General features: G+C 70.4%; 13 protein-coding genes and 2 pseudogenes. 7 read left to right on the top strand and 8 right to left on the bottom strand.

Annotated features, from left to right (window positions below; genetic code table 11):
- Positions 1-143: 143 nt before the first annotated feature.
- Entirely contained in the window at positions 144-1118 is a 975-nt protein-coding gene (locus QC283_RS29570; protein ID WP_279564784.1) for an ROK family protein, read from the bottom strand.
- An 877-nt stretch (positions 1119-1995) separates the two neighbouring features.
- On the opposite strand from QC283_RS29570, the gene QC283_RS29575 reads away from it, so the two are divergent.
- Positions 1996-3294 (top strand): cellulase family glycosylhydrolase, encoded by a 1299-nt coding sequence (locus QC283_RS29575; RefSeq protein WP_279564785.1) that lies wholly within the window; start codon positions 1996-1998, stop codon positions 3292-3294.
- Between the two features lie 182 nt (positions 3295-3476).
- On the opposite strand, the gene QC283_RS29580 is transcribed toward QC283_RS29575, so the two are convergent.
- Positions 3477-4421: a MerR family transcriptional regulator gene (locus QC283_RS29580; RefSeq protein ID WP_279564786.1), complete on the bottom strand. Its 945-nt coding sequence runs from the start codon at positions 4419-4421 to the stop codon at positions 3477-3479.
- Positions 4422-4505: 84 nt separating this feature from the next.
- On the opposite strand from QC283_RS29580, the pseudogene QC283_RS29585 reads away from it, so the two are divergent.
- Positions 4506-5018: pseudogene (locus tag QC283_RS29585) on the top strand (transposase); the annotation flags it as partial.
- Positions 5019-5086: 68 nt separating this feature from the next.
- On the opposite strand, the gene QC283_RS29590 reads toward QC283_RS29585, so the two are convergent.
- Complete coding sequence (locus QC283_RS29590; RefSeq protein WP_279564787.1) at positions 5087-5956, bottom strand: NmrA family NAD(P)-binding protein; 870 nt, start codon at positions 5954-5956, stop codon at positions 5087-5089.
- An 84-nt stretch (positions 5957-6040) separates the two neighbouring features.
- On the opposite strand from QC283_RS29590, the gene QC283_RS29595 reads away from it, so the two are divergent.
- Both QC283_RS29595 and QC283_RS29600 read left to right on the top strand, forming a co-directional pair.
- Positions 6041-6775 (top strand): helix-turn-helix transcriptional regulator, encoded by a 735-nt coding sequence (locus QC283_RS29595; protein WP_279564788.1) that lies wholly within the window; start codon positions 6041-6043, stop codon positions 6773-6775.
- A 365-nt stretch (positions 6776-7140) separates the two neighbouring features.
- The gene (locus tag QC283_RS29600) at positions 7141-7446 is read left to right on the top strand and encodes a hypothetical protein (RefSeq protein WP_279564789.1); all 306 of its coding nucleotides are present in this window, start codon (positions 7141-7143) and stop codon (positions 7444-7446) included.
- Between the two features lie 64 nt (positions 7447-7510).
- Here QC283_RS29600 and QC283_RS29605 read toward each other — a convergent pair.
- Both QC283_RS29605 and QC283_RS29610 read right to left on the bottom strand, forming a co-directional pair.
- Positions 7511-8176, bottom strand: a pseudogene (locus QC283_RS29605) (ATP-binding cassette domain-containing protein); the annotation flags it as partial.
- A 165-nt stretch (positions 8177-8341) separates the two neighbouring features.
- On the bottom strand, positions 8342-9007 hold the full coding sequence (locus tag QC283_RS29610) for a maleylpyruvate isomerase family mycothiol-dependent enzyme (RefSeq protein ID WP_279564790.1): 666 nt from the start codon (positions 9005-9007) through the stop codon (positions 8342-8344).
- A gap of 191 nt (positions 9008-9198) precedes the next feature.
- Here QC283_RS29610 and QC283_RS29615 point away from each other — a divergent pair, with 191 nt between their 5' ends.
- From QC283_RS29615 to QC283_RS29625, 3 genes are all read left to right on the top strand, one after another.
- Positions 9199-10092 (top strand): sigma-70 family RNA polymerase sigma factor, encoded by an 894-nt coding sequence (locus QC283_RS29615; RefSeq protein ID WP_279564791.1) that lies wholly within the window; start codon positions 9199-9201, stop codon positions 10090-10092.
- Between the two features lie 219 nt (positions 10093-10311).
- The gene (locus QC283_RS29620; protein ID WP_279564792.1) at positions 10312-10839 is read left to right on the top strand and encodes a carboxymuconolactone decarboxylase family protein; all 528 of its coding nucleotides are present in this window, start codon (positions 10312-10314) and stop codon (positions 10837-10839) included.
- Positions 10840-10970: 131 nt separating this feature from the next.
- Positions 10971-12218, top strand: a complete 1248-nt coding sequence (locus QC283_RS29625) for an SGNH/GDSL hydrolase family protein (protein WP_279564793.1) — start codon at positions 10971-10973, stop codon at positions 12216-12218.
- Between the two features lie 153 nt (positions 12219-12371).
- Here QC283_RS29625 and QC283_RS29630 read toward each other — a convergent pair whose 3' ends face one another.
- From QC283_RS29630 to QC283_RS29640, 3 genes are read right to left on the bottom strand one after another with little or no spacing between them, the layout of a single operon-like run.
- Positions 12372-13154 (bottom strand): DeoR/GlpR family DNA-binding transcription regulator, encoded by a 783-nt coding sequence (locus tag QC283_RS29630; protein WP_279564794.1) that lies wholly within the window; start codon positions 13152-13154, stop codon positions 12372-12374.
- Between the two features lie 25 nt (positions 13155-13179).
- Positions 13180-14184 carry a 4-hydroxythreonine-4-phosphate dehydrogenase PdxA gene (gene pdxA, locus QC283_RS29635; protein WP_279564795.1) on the bottom strand — a complete coding sequence of 335 codons (1005 nt, stop codon included), beginning with the start codon at positions 14182-14184 and terminating at the stop codon, positions 13180-13182.
- Positions 14181-15911 (bottom strand): four-carbon acid sugar kinase family protein, encoded by a 1731-nt coding sequence (locus QC283_RS29640; RefSeq protein WP_279564796.1) that lies wholly within the window; start codon positions 15909-15911, stop codon positions 14181-14183. The genes pdxA and QC283_RS29640 overlap by 4 nt, the downstream gene beginning before the upstream one ends.
- Between the last annotated feature and the right edge of the window lie 10 nt (positions 15912-15921).

Raw genomic sequence — 15921 nt, forward strand, 5'->3', positions numbered from 1 at the left:
GGGCGCGGCAGGATGCCGCGCCCCCCACACGTCCGCGCCTGGTGCCCCTGTGCGCCGCTGCAGGAAAGGGACAGTGCTCGGCTCTCGCCTGGAGGAGGACTGAGGGAGTCTGACGGCTCGCCTGGCGCAATGACCAAAACCGGTTAACTACCGGCTGCGAGTGCGCTTCGCGTCACACCTTCACCGGCCTCCCGCAGCCGCTGCCGGGCCGCTGCCGCCGCGCCGACAAGGCCCGCGTCCCGCGCCAGAGCGGCCGGGCGCACCTCGAGACCGCGGACGAAGTCGAGCACCGCGTAGGTCCGCAGGTGTCGGCGCAGCGGAGTGAACAGTGTCTCCCCGGCCTGGGCGACACCCCCGCCGATGACCGCGACCTCGATCTCCAGCAGTGTCGCGCTGCCGGCGATGGCGGCGGCCAGGGCCCGTGCCGAGCGGTCGTACGCGGCCAGGGCGCGTTCGTCACCCGCGCGGGCGGAGGCGGCGACGGCGGCGGCAGTCGGTTCCGAGCCCGGCTGCGGCGCCCACCCCGCCTGGACGGCGTACCGTGCGATGGCGGTTCCGCTGGCGTATCCCTCCACACAGCCCCGCGCACCGCAGACGCAGGGGGCCCCGTCGAGGTCGACGGAGATGTGGCCGATGTGTCCGGCGTTCCCCGAGGGCCCCGGATGCAGTCGGCCGCCCAGAACATAGCCGCCTCCGACGCCGGTCGAGACCACCATGCACAGCGCGTTGTCCACGCCACGAGCGGCGCCGAGCCAGTGTTCGGCAGCGGTCATGGCCACGGCATCGCCGAGCAGGACCGGTGCGATGCCGGCGAAGACCATGGGATGGGCACGCACGCTCTCCACGAGGGGAAAGGCCCGCCAGGCGGGAATGTTCACGGGGCTCACCGAGCCGCTCGCCGTGTCGACGGGGCCCGCGCTGGCGATGCCGAGTCCGCGTACCGTGCCCCAGGCGGGGGCGGCGGCCAGGGCGTCGATCACGGCATCGACGGTCCGCGCCATGCGGTGAGCTGACTCCCGTGCGGGGGTGGGGAGTTCGGCGCGGTGGACGACGGTTCCCCGCTCGTCCACCAGGGCTCCCGCGATCTTCGTCCCTCCGATGTCCAGGGCGGCGTACACCGATTCAGTCCTCTCTCAGACCGGCCGGGCCCGTCTCCGCGCACCGCGCGCTGACGGCAATGAGACGGGGCCCCTCCGGACAACGTTGTCAGCAAATGGGGGCAAGTGAGGCTTACGGGCCGACCGAGGGTGCGTCCCTTCCCTGCGGCCGTGTCAGTGAGCCGTGCGAGCCCCATGGGTACGGCGCGATGACGGTTGAAGCAGTTCCACGTGCGCAACGGTAATGGCGTACGAAAAGCTTCACGCGACTTATCCGACCCTTGTTATTGAACCGGTATAGTGGCTGGGGCGAGGCAACGAGGTGGGGCGCAGTCGACCAGCGGGCAGCGCAAAGCGAAGGCGACCGTTGAAAGCGGGCCCGCTGTTCGCTGGGCGGGCCCTCTCGGTGCAGGCGCGTGAGGTATGTACCGGTTAACTGGTTAGGACCGTAAGAGGGCGTAGTCCGGCTGTCAATCGGTTGCGCACTCCGTGTCTGCGCTGGTGAATGACCAGTTTGTGACCCCTGGGAGGGCTGGTCAGCGCGTTTAGCGGTTTAGCACGGAGGGCGCTCCCTCGCTCGGCGGACGGATCGTGAACCGTCTATTGACATGGGCGTAACAGCCGGTGCCTCATGGTGTGGCGACGGGCCGTTCGAGCCCTCTGCGGCCGAAGTCGCGTCGGGCCGGCGTCAGTTGTTCGGTTCGTGCTCCATACCCGCGACGTCTGTGAAGCCTGCCTTCGGCGACACTCCCGCCGAAGTGCGCGCGACGCTCATCAAGCACGCCTTCAGGGATCGACGTCGCCGCGAGACATCGTTGTCATGAACGGAACGGATGGGGTGCACGCTGCCCACAAACTCCGTCACCCTCCACACCCGCAACCACACCCGAGGAGAGATATGCGAAAGCCGAGAAACACCCTGATCACGAAGGCGGGTATGGCATTCGCCGCCGCTCTGGGCCTGCTGGTCTCGATCGCCGGCCCGTCCGTCGGCGACGCCGAGGCCGCACCCACCGGTATCCGGGTCAGCAACGGGAACGTGGTCGAGGCGAACGGGAACGAGTTCGTCATGCGCGGGGTCAACCACGCGTACACCTGGTATCCCGACCGGACGAGTTCCATCGCCGACATAGCGGCCAAGGGCGCCAACACCGTCCGTGTCGTTCTCAGCAGCGGCGACCGATGGACACGGACGAGCGCCTCCGAGGTCTCCACCCTCATCGGCCAGTGCAAGGCCAGCAAGGTCATCTGCGTGCTGGAGGTGCACGACACCACCGGCTACGGCGAGGACGGCGCCGCCACCACGCTGGACAAGGCGGCCGACTACTGGATCGGTGTGAAGAGCGCGCTCCAGGGCCAGGAGGACTACGTCGTCGTCAACATCGGCAACGAGCCCTTCGGCAACACCGGCTACACGGCCTGGACCGACGCCACCAAGAGCGCGATCGGCAAGCTCCGCAACGCCGGCCTCGACCACGCCCTGATGGTGGACGCCCCCAACTGGGGCCAGGACTGGTCCGGGACCATGAGGAACAACGCGGCCTCGGTCTTCGCGTCCGACCCCGACCGCAACACCATCTTCTCGATCCACATGTACGGCGTCTACGACACCGCCACCGAGGCGCGGGACTACCTGAACCACTTCGTCAACAACGGACTGCCCATCGTCGTCGGCGAGTTCGGCGACCAGCACAGCGACGGCAACCCCGACGAGGACGCCATCATGGCGACCGCGCAGTCCCTGGGCGTCGGCTACCTCGGCTGGTCCTGGAGCGGCAACGGCAGCGGCGTCGAGTACCTCGACCTGGTCAACGGCTTCAACGCGAACTCCCTGACCAACTGGGGCGAGCGCCTCTTCAACGGCGCCAACGGCATCGCGGCCACGTCCGAGACCGCCACCGTCTACGGCGGCGGCGACGGGGGCGGAACGGGCGGCGGTACCGCCCCCAACGGTTACCCGTACTGCGTCGACGGCAGTTCGTCCGACCCCGACGGTGACGGGTGGGGCTGGGAGAACAGCCGCTCCTGTGTCGTTCCGGGCGGTGGCGCGGACGGCGGGGGCGGAACGGGCGGCGGCACGGCCCCCAACGGTTACCCGTACTGCGTCGACGGCAGTTCGTCCGACCCCGACGGTGACGGGTGGGGCTGGGAGAACAGCCGCTCCTGCGTGGTCCCGGGCAGCGGCGCGGACAACTGACATCCCTCGCGCACATTGACGGGGTTGCCTTCCTGCCCTTCGGGGGAGGGAGGCAACCCCACGCGTGCCCCGGCTCATCACGAAGGCGGCCCGGGTGCCGTCACCCCGGGGGAGACGGCGGGCGCCGGCTGTCGGCCACCCGCCGAGCGTGCTGACGGCATGACAGTACGGGTGCGCTGTGCTCAGCGATCCCCATCCCGATCCCTTCGCAAGGCCTGGACGAGCCAGGAGTACACAGGGACCAGGCCCGGCACCACCTGCCAGCCGTTGACGATCCACACCAGCCGCCAGTACTCGTCCACGCGGGGGTCGTGGGCCACCTCGAACTGCCGGGCCATCCAGTCACGGAACTCCGCGTCGGGGTCGCGTGCGAACACCTCCGCGAATCGCCGCACGAGATCGTCGACGACGGGTGCGGCCTCCTCGCTGAGCGGGTCGATGCCGGCATCCCTGGCCTCGGCCAGTCTCTGCCGGGTGAACTCCACCAGTTCGTCGCCGGCTTCGTTCTCGATGGCGAGCGGCAGCTGATCGGCCTGGTGGCCGGCCGTCCGGCGCATGCGGGCCCGGAAGTCGTCGTCGCCGATCATCTCGGCGAGCTCCACCCAGGCGGCGACCTGGTCGGCGGACGGATTGTCCGGCAGGTCGGGAGTGGCGGCGCGAACCATGGCCGCCGCGTTCGGGTCGGTGCCCTCCGTGCCGAAAGTGCCGTCGATGAAGTCGCCGATCAGACGGCGGCGCTCCTCGCCTGACAACTGCGTGAGGCTGTGCATGAGTGTGGTCTCCTTGGGACTGGAACCGAATCTGGCCGCGGCACGCAGGACACTCCGTCGCAGTTGCAGCGTCTGGATCTGGACGTCCAGGGCATCGGCGTGCGCCGAGGCGACCTCCGCCACCGTGAGTTCGCTGTTCAGCACCTGCTGGATCATGGTGAGACCGATGCCCAGCTCGCGCAGTGTGCGGACGAGTTCCAGACGAAGCAACGCGTCGAGGTCGTACAGCCGGTATCCGGCGGGAGTGCGACTGGTCGGCGCGACCACGTTCGCGTCGGAGTAGAACCGGATCGTCTTCACCGGCAGCCCGGTGCGCCGGGAGAGTTCCCCGATCGAGTAGAGAGTCGTGCCGTCCATGTCTCCTACTGTGATGTCTCCCGCCACTGGAGAGTCAAGGCGGCCTCGGACCATCCGGGACCGGAGGTCCGGGCAGATCGAGGCGTCACCCGCGTCGTCCTCGACACCGCCCACGGGAGGGCTGGAAAGGGGCGAACACACAGGTCCGAGTCCGTGGCCCGGGGCAAGCCTAGTTCCAAGACGCACGTCCTGTCGGACGCGGACGGACTGCCTGTCCTTGTTGGCGTCTCGGCCGGCGACATCCACGACAGCGAAGGGCTGAAGCCGATGGTGGAGGGTCACCAAACGAGACTCGCCCCCCACCGCGGCCGGTTCTTCAAGCCGCGGCGTCTGCGTGCGGACGAAGCCTACGACCGGGCTGACCTGCGCAGATGGCTGCGTGGAAAGTGGATCGGCGTGCGCATCGCCCGCAACGGCATCGAGTCCAGCGAACGATCAGGGCGACGACGATGGGCCATCGAGCGCACCATGTCGTGGCTGTCCGGCTACCGTCGGCTCAGCCCTCGCTACGAACGCGACCCCCGCAACTACCTGGCCCTTCTCGGACTCGCCGCCGCCCTGCGCTGCTACAAGCGACTCATCCGCCTCACCACGTAGGACACGGTCCAAATCATGTCTGGCGCCCCCCGGCCGTCAGACATGGACAAGTAGGACGTTGTGTGGCCTCAGGCAACCGGGAGAAGCTGGTCGCGTACCCAAGCGCGCAAGGTCGTGGGCGTCGTGGTCACCACAGAACGCTGCTGCTCGGGAACGAAGTCATCGCGCAGCCCGGTCGACATGCCCAGGACTGCGTCGGCCATCGCCGTGGGCATGCCGACCGCGAGGTACTGCTGGTACATTTCCGCGTCGGCAACACGGTCGACGACGACGTCGCGACCGAGCTCATCCGTCAGAATCTCGGCGACTTGGGACCAGGTCAGGTCCTCGGGCCCGTGGACGGCCTGGACGCGCCGGCCCTCCCAGTCGCGGTTGAGCAGGGCCATGGCTGCCACTTCGGCGATGTCGCGAGGGGCCACCCAGCTCATCGACGCGTCCAACGGGAGCACCGTCTGGATCCTGCCGACCTTCAATGACTCGATGTCGAACAGCAGGTTGGTGAAGAAGTAGCCGCACCGCAGATGGGTGACGCCAGTGTCGAGGCCGTCCAGGGCTACCTCGGTTGCTGCAAGGCCATCGATCTCCCCGGCGCCGTGGCGTTTCTCCGCGCCAACGCTGCTCTGGAACACGACTCGGACGATCCCGTTCTGTGTGACCGCCATCGCGATCGCGTCGGTGGCGCGTGCATAGTCGGCCAGGGGATCCGCCGACTCAGCGGGCGGGTCGACCCAGTAGATCGCATCCACACCGCGAGTCGCGGCCACGACCTGGTCCGGGTCCCTTGAATCAGCACGCGCCACATCGACGTGCTGCGCCAGCGTTTCGGGAAGACGCTCCGGACGGCGGGTCAGCAGCAGCGGCCTCACGCCAGCCCGGACCAGCATCCGTGTCAGGTGGTGGCCGACATTCCCGGTGGGCGTAGTTACCGCGATTCGCATAGCGAGTCCTTCCGTTGGGGTCGGAAAGCACGCTAGGACTAGATGCGGCCTGTTTTGGGCCGCATCTACGCTGATTATGGGAAGGTGGATACGCCATCGACTCGCACCCTGCAACTGCTGTCGCTGTTGCAGACAGGCCGTGAGTGGAACACCAGCGCTCTGGCAGCTCGGCTGCAGGTGAGCGAACGAACAGTGCGCCGTGACGCCCAACGCCTCCGTAGCCTGGGCTACGACGTGCAATCACGGCCAGGCCCCGGCGCCGGCTACCGCTTGCGCCCGAGCACGAAGATTCCACCGCTGCTGCTCAGTCCCGATGAGGTTTCGACAATCATCACGAGTCTGCTGGTGCTCGAAGCCTGGGCACCTGGTGACCCATCGGTCACCGCAGCCCGATCGAAACTGGAGCAGATACTCCCGCCCACCCTGCGCCGGCGCGCCGCAGCAACCGCTATCTCCACCCAGATCCTCCACGAGGACCCAGCGCCCGTCGACTGGGCGCTCGTCGGCACCCTCGCCGACGCCGTAGCCACGGGCGCCAGCATCCGCTTCGATTACGTCGACCAGGACGGCCGCCACTCCCAACGCACGGTAGAGCCCTACCGCCACCTGCTTCGCCAGCGGCACTGGTACCTGGTTGCGTACGACACCCGCCGCGAGGACTGGCGTCTCTTCCGGCTCGACCGGATGCAGGCAGCGACCATCATCCCAGGGTCGCATCACCCTCAGAACTTTCCGTTCGACTCCATCGAGCTCTGGCTCGCCAGCAACTTCGGTAAAGACGACCAGCCGTCGATCAACGTCTCCGGTCAGTACGGCTAGGTGAAGCTGACGCCGCGCTTGCGCAGGCCGGACGGCCGGTCGAGCAACTGCCCCTGGGTGGACACGCGTGCCTATCCCACGAGGCTGCCCCGGTCCGTACGGCCGGAACGGGGGCGAGGAGCTCGGCGGTCTCGTCGTCCTGGGGCGGCTGCACCTGCCAGATCGTCCAGAAAATGGTGCTCCTCAACTTCTTGAGTAAGTCGACATTCGGACACCGTTTCATGGGCATGATCCGGCGTCGATCCGGTCGCGCGCCGGCACTTACCGATCTTGCTCATCAATCGGTCGACTCTCGGACACGAGAGGTTCGGTCCGTAGATCTCGTCCCTCGATATCGATCCAGGCATGCCGCGTAGAGGGAATCCATGACGGGCTCAGGTGATGGCCTCAATGCGTTCCATGTGCTCCTTGCCGCCCCGCCCGCCGTCGCCTACGGCCTGGGCATCTACGTCTACGCCACCGACTGCGGCCGTGCGTACGGCCACGGCGGCGCCGCACCCGGTTACCTGACCTACGCACTCAACAGCCGTGACGGGCGCGAGCAACTCGTCGCCCACACCACCTGGAGCTCATTCACCGACACGGGGATCGACGAGGATTTCTGGGCTGCGTTCGAGCGGGGTTACTGCCGGACGTCCGGACGGACCGCGGCGCCGGGCGGTACGGACTGACGTCACCCGGGGCCGCGGCGCGAGCCCCGGGGCGGGGACTCTTCCGCGCGCGTCCGCCCCGGGCTCACTCGCACTTGGCGAGAGCTGCTCGCCGCTCCCGGCGCCTGCGTTGTTCGGTGACGTCGGCGACGGGGGACGACAGCAGGAGGGTCCGGGTGTGGCGTGCGGGTGAGTGTGTCCGCGTCTCCGGTCTCGACGATCCCGCCGTGGTGGATCACGGCGACGCGGTGGCTCATGCGCCGGACGACCGCCAGGTCGTGGGAGACGAAGAGGTAGGCGACCCCGGTCTCCTCCTGGATGTCCAGGAGGAGACCGAGCACGGTCGCCTGCGTGGTGAGGTCGAGCGCGGAGACCGGTTCGTCGCAGGCGACGAGACGGGGCCGCAGGGCCAGGGCGCGGGCGACCCTCTGCCGCTGGCCGCCGGAGAACTCACGCGGCAGTCGGCCGGCGGCGTCGCCCGGCAGCCGGACCTGCTCCAGGAGGCCGTCGACCCTGCCGCGGGCGTCGCGGGCGTCGATCCCCCGGGCGAGGAGGGGCTCGGAGAGGGTGTCGCCGATGGTCCGCGCCGGGTTCAGCGAGGTGTAGGGGTCCTGGAAGCTGACCTGGAGCTCGTGGCTCAGCGCGCGACGGCGGGCGGTGCTCGCCGTGTCGACGCGTTCACCGTCGAAGGTGACGGTTCCGGAGGCGACGGGACCAGGCCGAGGACCGCGCGGCCGATGGTGGTCTTGCCGCCCCTCAAGCGCTCGAAGCCGATACCTCCCGGCGGAGCGCGCGCCGGTGCCCGGCAGGCGGTGCAGCGAGACTCCGACGCCGTTACCCACCGGGTGGTAGGTAACCTTGGCGGCGTGTCACGGCAGTCGGGGGCGGGGCCGGGACATCAGTAGCCTGAGCACTGTCACGCCACCCCGCAGCGGCTGCGCAGGAGTTCGACACCATCGCCTTCGAGGTCGTCGCAGTACGTCGAGCGCCCGGTCATCGCCATGACCAGGGCCAGGGTGGTACCGGAGACGCGCGGCCCGGAACCGGCCCTGAAGGGGCTGTCGTCCGCGACGAGTTCGAGGCCGCCGATACGCCCCTTGGCGACGACCACGAGGTCCGAGCCCCGGTAGTACTCGGCCACCAGCGTGACCACGTCGATCGGGTAGTCCCGGTCGATGCCCAACGGACGCCGGATGTCCTCTCCGTGCACGATGGTCTCGCCGAGCATGGCCACGGCAGGGAGGGGAGGCTTGGTCGTGCTCAGTGCCGTGCGCCGGAATCTCTCCAGCGTCCCGGCCGGGGCGGGACCCAACTGCTCCGCCAGCCGTACTGCCACCTGCTTGTCGAAGTCGAACCGGCACCGGACCACACCCGCCAGCCACCGCAGGGTGTTGAGGCTCGCCCCCGCGGTGAGGTGCGCCAGTACCTCGCGCACCGTCAGTCCGGCGCACAGTGACGAGGTCGCCCACCGCTCGTCGGTCAGGTCCGCGAGATCAGCCGCCAGCGCAGTCCGCTCAGCGTGGATCAAGGGCCAGACGTCAGTACGCCGGTTGTGGTCCGTTGCCGTTCTCGGGTCAGTCATGCGGGAGCGTCTCCTGTCACAGTAGGGCTGCCCGGGAGCCGGAACGAGCGGTGCCGGCACGGGCGTTGAGGAGAAGACTCCCGCATCGGAGCGAAGTCATCGCCCGTGGGGGAACTTCCGGACCGCGGTCCTGTCACCTTCGGCGGGTTCGGAGCGTCAGAGGGTACGACACCCGCCGTGGAAAGGACCGTGTGACCGTGAACCCCTCCGACTTCCTGGCCGCTCAGTTCGAGGAGCAACGTCCCCACCTCAAGGCGGTCGCGTACCGCATGCTCGGTTCGCTTGCCGAGGCGGACGACGCGACACAGGAGACGTGGCTGCGGCTGACCCGGTCAGAGGGGCGCCAGGTCGACAATCTCGGCGGCTGGCTGACCACCGTGGTCGGCCGGGTCTGCCTGGACATGCTCCGCGCGCGCAAGCGCCGGGGCGAGCAGCCGCTGGAGGCGCGGCTGCCCGACCCGGTGGTCAGCCGGGCGGACGTGGCCGACCCCGAGCAGCAGGCGCTGATGGCCGACTCGGTCGGGCTGGCGCTGCTGGTGGTGCTGGAATCGCTCAGCCCGACGGAACGGCTGGCGTTCGTCCTGCACGACCTGTTCGGGCTGCCGTTCGAGCAGATCGCGCCGATCGTCGACCGCACGCCCGCCACGGCGAAGAAGCTCGCCAGCCGGGCCCGGCAGCGGGTCCGTGGGGCGACCCCGCCGCCGGACCCGGACCCGGCCGACCAGCGGCGGGTGGTGGACGCCTTCCTGGCAGCCGCACGCGGCGGCGACTTCGACGGGTTGCTGGCACTTCTCGATCCGGACGTGGTGCTGCGCGCGGACGGCGGCGTCCTCACCGGGGGCATGCGGGTCATCAGCGGCGCCACCGCCGTCGCCGGCCAGGCCGCCACCTTCCAGCGCATGGCCACCGCCGCAACCACTCACCCCGCGCTGGTCAACGGTCTCGCCGGGCTGGTCAACACCGTCGGCGGCGAACTGCTCTCCGTCATGAGTTTCACCGTCGCGGACGGCAGGATCGCCGCCATCGACATCCTCTCCGACCCCGAACGCCTGACCCGGCTCGACCTCGCTTCCACCGAGGACTGATCTGCTCACCTACGGCGGCCCCCTTCCGATGACTCCGGGCATCGGAAGGGGGCCGACCTGTGCGGTGGGCAGACGGCAACCGCCCCGGGGTGAAAGTCCCGGAAAGACATCCGGCCCAGTCGGTCACCTTTACCCGTTGCGCGTCGTCAGTGAGGTGCAGCAGCAGATCAAGCGGGTGCGAAACACCTGCGTATCCGAAGTTACGAAGGGACACCCTCCATGAACGCGAACTCGAACGCGACTTCGCTCAAGTCCGACGCCGTCACCGTCCGGTTCTCCGACCCGCAGCAGCTGGTGCCCCAACTCGGCGACGTCAGCGCCGCCCTGTTCAAGATCGCCGGGAACGGCGCGGTCCCGAGGAGCACCGTCTGCCTGGTCCACCTGCGTGCCGGGCAGCTCGTGGCGAACACGTACCTGACGGTGCTGCACACCGGCAACCTGCGCCGCGCGAAGGTGCCGGAGGAGAAGATCACCGCGGTGGCCTCCTGGAGGGACGCTCCCTACTTCACCGAGGCCGAGCGGGTGGCACTGGAGCTGGTGGAGGCCGTGCTCACGCCCGACCCGCACGGGGAGCGTGTCCCCGACGACCTGTACGCGCGGGCGGCCGAGCACTACGACGCCACTGCGCTGGCCACGCTCGCCATGGTGATCGGGCAGGTCAACTTCTTCATCCCGCTCGCGCTGATCGGCAGGCCGCTGCCCGGCGTCTCGCCGGCCGAGCAGTGGCGTCCGGCGAAGGCCGAGTAGTCCCCCTGGAAGCGGCCGGCCCCGGGACGGACGTCTTCCCCCGATTTCCGTCCCGGGGCCGGCTCTCCTTCGACTTCCGCACTTGCCGCTTTCGTCGAAGACCTGAGTCGCACACAAGAAGGAGAATTCCCATGTCCTCCACCTCCACCACCTCTGCCTCCCTCACGGCGGGCGTGCCCGCAGCCGCCGATGCCCTCGCCGCCACGGACCGCTGGGACGGGGCCTGGACGGCGGCGATCATGCGTCCTTCCGGCGCGCCCTGGTTCCCGACCTGGGCCGAACAGGGCTTCGAGGACCAGTCGGTGCGCCAGGTGATCCGCGTCAACACGGGCGGCTCGAAGCTGCGGATCCGGCTGTCGAACGCGTACGGCGACTCACCGCTGCACCTGACCGGAGCCTGTGTCGGACGGACCGCCGACGGCGCGGCCGTGCGGCCCGGTACGATCCGCACCCTGCGGTTCGCAGGCTTGCCTTCAGCCGCCTTGCCCGCCCGAGGCGGGATCGTCAGCGATCCGATCGCGTTCCCCACCGACCCGCGGGAGCGGCTCACGATCACCCTCTACTTCAAGGGCGCCACCGGCCCGGCCAGCTACCACCAGGTCTCGATGACCACTTCCTACCGCGCCACCGGCGACCACCACCAGGACACCTCGGCGACCGCCTTCACCGAGAGCGTGGAGTCCGGGTTCGGGTCCTGGTACTACCTGGAGGGCGTCGAGGTCGCCGACGTACGTCCCCGGCCGGACGCGGTCGTGACATTCGGCGATTCGATCACCGACGGGTTCGGGGCCACCGTCGACGGCGACGACCGTTGGCCCGATGCGCTCGCCGAACGGCTCCTGGCCGCAGGCCGGTCCCGTCCGGTGCTGAACGCCGGGATCGGCTCCAACAAGCTGCTCACCGACTCGGCCTGCGGCGGTGACGCGGGAGTCTCCCGATTCGCCCGCGATGTGCTCGAACAGCCCCGGATCGGTACCGCGATCGTCCTGATCGGCATCAACGACATACAACTGCACGACGACCGGATGTGCGGGGCGGACGGCGACGACCCGCCGGTGACCGCGGAGCGGCTCGTCGCCGGCCATCGGACACTGATCCGCGCCGCGCACGCCCGAGGGGTGAGAACAGTCGGGGCCACCCTGCTCCCCTGGGGCGGCTCGGCCACCTGGTCCGCCGACGGCGAGGCGATCCGCGACGAGGTCAACGAATGGATCCGCACCGGTGGGGAGTACGACGCGGTGGCCGACTTCGACCGCGCGCTCGACCCCGAGGGCACCGGCCGGCTGCCGGACGGGCTGCACATGGGTGACCACCTGCACCCCAGCCCCGCCGGGTACCGGGCCATGGCCGGGGCGATCGACCTCGACACCCTCAAGTAGAGCCCCGCGCCATACGAGCGGTTGTCCGTCGTCGTGGCCCGCTCAGCCGGGCTCCGTCATCGTGACCCGGTGGGCAGCAGGTTGGCTTCGATGGCTTCCGGGAGCGACAGTGCGACGGCCGGCCCGGGCCCTTCGGCTCGGGCCGATTCCGTTTCAATCCGCCACCGGATCGGCCAGCACCACCCGCGTACCACGCTCGGTGAACGCCGCCACGTCGGCGTCCGTCGCCGAGGCGTCCGTGACCAGGGTCCAGCCGCGCGGCAGCGCGGCCCAGGCGTGGAACGGGGCCCGGCCCAGCTTTGCCGCATGGGCCAGCACGTAGACGCGGGCGGCCCGGCGGGCCATCAGCTCCTTCAGCCGGGTCTGCCGCAGATCCGCCTCGCAGATCCCGCCGTCCGCCGTCACACCGTCCGCGGACAGGAAGACCCGGTCGAACGTCATCCGTTCCAGCGCCGCCTCGGTCAGCGGGCCGACGAAGGCCTGGCTGAGCGGGCGCAACGTCCCGCCGAGGCACTCCACATGCACGGACTCGACGTCCGCCAGCTCATGCAGCGCCGTCAGGCCGGTGGTGGCGACCGTGAGGTCGTTCGCCGTGCGCAGCTCGTGGGCCAGTGCCCCGACCGTCGACCCGGCGTCCAGCAGCACGGTCTCGCCCGGCTGGATCTGGGCCGCCGCCCATCGGGCTATGGCCCGCTTCTGCGCGTACGCCTCCGTCGTGCGCTGGCGCAGCGACGCCTCCGGATGCGCGTTCAGCGCCATCGCCCCGCCGTAGGTGCGGGCCAGCCGGCCGTCGGCGGTGAGCCGGGCGAGGTCGCGGCGGATGGTGGAGGCGGTCACGTCGAAGTGCTGTGAGAGTTCTTCGACGCTGGCCAGGCCGGAGGTGGTGGCGAGTCGCAGGATCTCTTCGCGCCGGTCCTGCGAAGCGGTGGGCGGCATCAAGTGTCCTTAGCGGTACGTCGGTTCAGCGGGCGGTGGACATCTCGGCGGCCTGCCGCAGCGCCTCGATCATGCTACCGGCCTCCGCCTTCCCCGTACCGGCGATGTCGAAGGCCGTGCCGTGGTCGACGGAGGTACGGATCACGGGGAGGCCGACGGTGAGGTTGACGCCCGCCTCGATGCCGAGGACCTTGACCGGGCCGTGGCCCTGGTCGTGGTACATCGCCACGATGAGGTCGTAGTCGCCGCGGGAGGCCAGGAAGAAGGCCGTGTCGGCGGGGAGGGGACCACGGGCGTCGATGCCGTCGCGGCGCACCTTCTCCAGGGCGGGGACGATCTTCTCCTCCTCCTCGCCGTACCCGAACAGCCCGTTCTCGCCCGCGTGCGGGTTGATGCCGCAGACGCCGATGACGGGTTCGGCCAGTCCCGTGCGGACCAGGGCGTCGTGCCCGCGGCGTACGGTCCGCTCGACCAGGCCGGGCTCGATGCGGTTGACCGCGTCGATCAGGCCGATGTGGGTGGTGACGTGAATGACCTTCACCTTCTCGGTGGAGAGCATCATCGACACTTCCTCGACCCCGGTGAAGTGGGCGAGCAGTTCGGTGTGGCCGGGGAAGACGTGACCGGCGGCGTGCAGCGCCTCCTTGTTGAGGGGGGCGGTGCAGATACCGTCGATCTCTCCCGCGAGAGCCAGTTCCGCGGCCAGCTTGATGTATTCGTAGGCGGCGTTGCCCGCCTCGGGGGACAACTCGCCCCAGGGCAGGTCCGCGGGCAGCAGTCCGAGGTCGATGACGTTGATCCGGCCGGGCGTGAACTCGGCGGCGGCCGGCGTCGGCACGGCCACGATCTCGCAGTCGGTCCCGAGGATCCGGGCCGCCTCCCGCAGCCGCGCGGCGTCACCGATCACCACCGGCCGGCACCGGCTCAGTGTCGCGGGGTCCAGTACGGCGGGCACGATCACCTCGGGTCCGATACCGGCGCCGTCGCCCATGGTGAGACCGATCAGGGGGAGGGGCTGCTGCGCGTTCACTGGGTGACTCCTTGTTGAGAGGGAGAGGACGGCATGACGGGTGGGGCCGGCGGTGGGGATGCGGACGGTGACGGAGGCGCGGACGGTGACGGGAGTGCGGGCGGTGGCGGGGGTTCGGGCGGTGACGGGGGTTCGGGCGGTGACGGGAGTGCGGGTGGGGCAGCAGGCGGGGGCAGCAGGCGGGGGCGGAGCGCCGCCGCGATGCGGTGGAACGAGTCCGGGCCGCCGAAGCTCCCGGGACGGGTGACGACCGACCGGCCGTCGGCGGTCCGGCAGTGCACGGCACCGTGGTGGATCTCGCCGACGGGCCACAGCGTGGACACGCCCATCGAGTCGAGCACCCGGCGGGCCGTCTCGCCCCCGGTCAGGACGAGGTCCGGGCGGGTCGGCAGCGCCGCCACGGCACGGGCCAGGCCCGCCACGATCGAGCGTGCCGCGCCGGACCGGACGCCGCCGGATCCGTCGACGGAGACCACGGTGACCGTGCCGAAGTCGAGCTCCGGCAGCGAGACGGGGGTCGGTCCCGCCAACTCCTCGGGCGAAAGCGGTATATGGCGGGCGCCGACCGCCACGAGCCGAGCGACCTGCGCCACCACACCGGGCTCCGCACTCCCGGCGACGACGAGGAGGGGCCGCTCGTGGAGCCCGGCTTCCGGCACTCCGGCGGCTGTCGGCGTGGCGGGCGTACGCGGTGCCGCGCCCCCTAGTGACGCGGCGGGGGCTTCCGGTGCCGTGCCCGCTCCCGGTGCTGCGGGGCTTTCCGGTGTCGCGGGGGTTTCCGGTACCGCGCCCGCTCGCGGTGCCGGGGGCGTTTCCCGTCGGCCGACCGTTTCCCGCCCCGTAGCCGTTTCCGGTGGCGCGGGCACCACCCTCCCGTCCGGCGCCGGCGGGTGCGACCCGATGCGCCGGCCCAGCGCGTCCGCCAGACCGCCACTGCCCAGGAGCCGGCAACCCGGCCCGAGCAGCGCCGCCGCCGTGGCGATCACCGTCAGGTCGGCGTCGGTCTCCGCGTCGCACACGGGATGCCGCCCACGGGCCGCCATCTCCCGGAACCGCGCCGCAAGTGCTCGGGGCCCGAGACGTACGGCCGCCACCGGCACATCCTCGGTCGGCAGCGGTGCCAGGGCCTCGGCGACGGAACGGGGAGCCGGGCGCTCCTCGGCCCGCCAGGCCGCGCACGAGTGCAGCGGCACCCCGTCGACCAGGACCACACCGTCGCGCACCACGCGCCCCGCGGTGGGCAGAGCCGTCGCGATCACCAGGACCTCGGCCCCTTCGGCGAAGGCGACGGCCTCCGCGCCCACCGCGCCACGCAACAGCGAGTCGCACTTCTTGTACCAGAGCGTACGACCGGGTGGCGAAGCGGAGTTGGCTGCGCGAAACGCGCGAGGGTCCTCGCCGCCCGAGCCCGGACGCAACGCCGTGCCGGGCACCGCGAGGTCGCCCACCCGGTCGCCGGTGACGCCTCCCGCCCCGGCCACGAGTGGTGTTCCGGCCGGCGTGCGCGTCCCGCGCAGGACGCTGCGCACGGCGGCGGCCGCGGCGGCGTCGTCCAGGTACCGGGAGTCGAGGTCCACCACCACCGACTCCCCGGCGGCGGGAGATACCGCGAGGTCGGCTGGGTGCAGTGTCAGACGTCCGGGCAGCCGCAGCAGCGCGGCCACCTCCGCCGCCCCTGACAGGTCATCGGCGAGCGCGACGACTGGGATGGCGTCCCGACGGCACACGCGAACCTCC

It is taken from the genome of Streptomyces sp. DH41, from assembly GCF_029813785.1.
In the GTDB taxonomy this organism is placed as follows: Bacteria; Actinomycetota; Actinomycetes; order Streptomycetales; family Streptomycetaceae; genus Streptomyces.